Source organism: Hymenobacter lapidiphilus, assembly GCF_013377885.1.
GTDB classification, from domain to species: domain Bacteria; phylum Bacteroidota; class Bacteroidia; order Cytophagales; family Hymenobacteraceae; genus Hymenobacter; species Hymenobacter lapidiphilus.
Genome location: NZ_JABKAU010000096.1, coordinates 1 through 990 on the forward strand (window position 1 = coordinate 1; position 990 = coordinate 990).

1 protein-coding gene is annotated in these 990 nt (G+C 63.2%); it reads right to left on the reverse strand.

From position 1 onward, the window contains the following. Positions 1-16: 16 nt before the first annotated feature. Positions 17-709: an IS630 family transposase gene (locus tag HW554_RS20785; protein WP_317170917.1), complete on the reverse strand. Its 693-nt coding sequence runs from the start codon at positions 707-709 to the stop codon at positions 17-19. Positions 710-990 lie beyond the last annotated feature (281 nt).

Consider the following 990-nt stretch of genomic DNA (forward strand, 5'->3'; position numbering starts at 1 on the left):
TAGAGCGCATTTCAAGTTACTGTACATGGTAGCCACAATGGTCAAACCAGTTTTTAGCGTCTTGCTCACTGATCCAGTTGGCGGCGTCAGCAATGACGGCCTCCAGCGCCTCGCGGGTTCGCGCCTGGGCCGTACACAGCCACGTTTTGAGCTTGCTGAAGGCCCATTCAATCGGATTAAAATCGGGCGAATAGGGGGGGAGATACAACAGCCGCGCCCCGCGGGCCTCGACCAATTCAGCCAGTCCGGCAACCTTGTGGGCGGGCAAGTTGTCGAGCACCACCACGTCGCCTGCCACCAGGGTGGGACCGAGCACCTGCGCCAGATAGGCGGCAAACACGTCCCCGTTGACGGCTCCGCTTACCGTCATGCACGCGTGCAGTCCCTGGGTGGTGAGGGTCGCGACCAGCGTCACGTTCGGCCCATTGTGCAAGGGCGCAGCCTGCGCGGCGCGCTGCCCGCCGATGGCGCGGGCATAGCGGCGGCAGTAGGTCAGGTTCGTGCTGGTTTCGTCCACAAACTTGAAACAGCTAAAATCTTGCTGCTGCACGGCCTCGATAAACGCCTGACGCAACGCTCTTACCCGATCCGTGTCGCGTTCGGTGGCGTGAACACTCTTTTTTTTCGCCGCCAGTCCAGCCCTTGCAGAGCCCGGCACATGGTAGACTCGCTCACGGCCGGTCCCCCGATGGCGGCGAGCCAGATGCACAATTCGCCCAGTGTAGCGTCCGGCTGCTGGCCCAGACAGGCCGCGAGTTGCGTTTGGGCCGCCTGGTCGAGCCTGGCCGCGGGCCCCCGGCCGCGGGGCAGGGCCGCCAGCAAACCGGTGGTGCGCTCCCGGCGGCGCAGCTTGCGCACAAACGAATCGGAAACACTGAACTGGACCGCTACTTGGCTAATTGTGTGCTCCCCGAGCGCGTACGCCGCCGCCACGCGTTCACGCAAGTCAAGAGAATACGCTTTCATGCCCTCAAGCTACGGCAAATCCTG